The organism is Arsenophonus sp. ENCA (assembly GCF_002287155.1).
GTDB lineage: Bacteria > Pseudomonadota > Gammaproteobacteria > Enterobacterales > Enterobacteriaceae > Arsenophonus > Arsenophonus nilaparvatae.
Map to the genome: position 1 here is coordinate 1 of NZ_NHNG01000039.1, position 2,006 is coordinate 2,006.

The following is a 2,006-nucleotide window of genomic DNA, read 5'->3' on the forward strand; positions in this document are numbered from 1 at the left end:
ACATAAACGATTATCTCGTAACAGCCGCTCTTTGTTGATCATTTCAAACCTTTATTCTCTAAGTTAAACCTCTTTTTATTCTCAATAGCGTGACAAAAAATGCAAGTCTCTATTCAGCAACTAGTTTTTTCTTGTGTCATTATCGATAGATTACCCTTTACGTCGCCTGATGAACCATTATTGCGAGCGCGTATGCAAGATTGTCAGCTCCAAGGCGGCAATGCATTTTATGATGTCCAATTACCTGATGCGGTACTTAATTTAAAGCAAGGGGTTGGCCGGCTTGTGGGTGATGTTAATGATTAAAGGGTTATTATTATTTGTGATAAACGATTAGTATCGCGACCTTATGGTGAATTTTTTTTAAATAGTTTACCGCCTTCGCCTAGAACACGCAGTTTGCAAGCGGCGATTGACTTTTTGGCAAAAACGTCCTTAATTAAATAAATAGTGGCGATAACATATAAGTTTTTTCTTATTGATACCTTCCTATTCAACAAATCAACAAAATATGTTAGTATTAGCAATTATTTAGTCATAAAAAGAGCCAGGATCTAAAATATGGCAACCCATATATTAGCGATTGATACCGCCACTGAAGCGTGTTCTGTAGCCCTATGGCGCGATGGAGAAATTTTTACCCAATTTGCCGTTTCACCGCGGGAGCACACCCAAAAAATATTACCGATGGTAGAACAGTGTCTTATTGATGCGCATCTGGATTTACAACATATCGATGTTTTAGCTTTTGGACGTGGGCCAGGCACTTTTACTGGCGTTCGTATTGCTGTCAGTATTGCTCAGGGATTGGCATTTGGGGCTAATTTACCGATGATAGGTATCTCATCGCTGTTAACTATGGCGCAAGGCGCTTATCGTCAATTAGGTGCAAAAAAAGTACTGGTAGCGATAGATGCCAGAATGGGCGAAATTTATTCTGCTTGTTATGAACTTAAACCAGATGGGTTTTGGCAAGGTGCAGAAAGTGAGGCAGTGCTCAAGCCAGAGCAGTTTTTAGCCAAAATAAATGGCTTAAGTGGACAATGGGCTATTGCCGGGACAGGTTGGTCAGCCTATCCTATATTAAGAACGACAAATTTAAATTTATTGGAAAGTGGTATTTCTTTACCTGATGCGCAAGATATGTTGCTGTTGGCTCTACCAGAGTTGCAACAAGGTAAAACAGTTGACGCTGAAGAAGCCCAGCCGGTTTATTTACGTAATGAGGTTAGTTGGAAAAAATTACCCGGCCGTTGATACTTGTTTAAAATTATTATGCCGTTTTAGGGGTGGTTTATGAAAATAAAGTTAAACTACCAGGCTGCCATAAAGGTTGCTCTGTTGGCTGGTGTTGTTTTATTAGCAGGCTGTGTTTCAATTCCCGCGTCAATTAAGGGAACGACACAAACACCGGTTGAAAGTTTATCAGCAGTGCGTGAGGCCCCTGAGCTTTATATTGGTCAAGAAGGGCGCTTTGGCGGTAAGGTGATCTCTGTTTTAAACAACAATAACCAAACTCGGCTTGAAATAGCAGTGATGCCATTAAGCAAATATGACGCTGCGCCAAGGTTAAACGCACCATCGGTGGGACGTATTTATGCTTATATTGGCCGTTTTTTGGAGCCATCAGATTTTAGCGGTCGCTATATTACTGTCGTTGGGACAATTACTGGCATTGAAGAAGGCAAAATTGATTTAGTTTCCTACCAGTATGTCAAGATTGCTGTATCAGGTTATCAACGTTGGAATCAAATGCAATCAGTTGTATTACCCCCTTCAGAGGCTGTCGCAAAAGCTCATGTTATCGATTAAAATTTGCTTTATTCGTTTTAAACGCAGATCTTTTATGACCGTATTTACTCGCAAACTGGAATCGCCTTCTCACACCAAACGTAAGTTTGTCAAAGCGCAAAATCTACCTATCTTGGAGGGTTCTGTTTCCCTTTGCGATTATCTCAAGCAAATTGGTGAACGTAGGGCATTTATTGTCACAGAGATTTTGGATG

General features: G+C 40.4%; 2 protein-coding genes and 2 pseudogenes. All 4 read left to right on the plus strand.

Annotation, left to right across the window (positions count from 1 at the left end):
- Positions 1-129: 129 nt before the first annotated feature.
- Positions 130-447, plus strand: a pseudogene (locus CBG25_RS00900) (helicase C-terminal domain-containing protein); the annotation flags it as partial.
- 114 nt (positions 448-561) lie between these two features.
- Complete coding sequence (gene tsaB, locus CBG25_RS00905; RefSeq protein ID WP_290603849.1) at positions 562-1,257, plus strand: tRNA (adenosine(37)-N6)-threonylcarbamoyltransferase complex dimerization subunit type 1 TsaB; 696 nt, start codon at positions 562-564, stop codon at positions 1,255-1,257.
- Between the two features lie 39 nt (positions 1,258-1,296).
- Positions 1,297-1,812 carry a Slp family lipoprotein gene (locus CBG25_RS00910; protein ID WP_290603851.1) on the plus strand — a complete coding sequence of 172 codons (516 nt, stop codon included), beginning with the start codon at positions 1,297-1,299 and terminating at the stop codon, positions 1,810-1,812.
- Positions 1,799-2,006, plus strand: a pseudogene (locus CBG25_RS00915) (hypothetical protein); the annotation flags it as partial. The gene CBG25_RS00910 and the pseudogene CBG25_RS00915, both read left to right, overlap by 14 nt.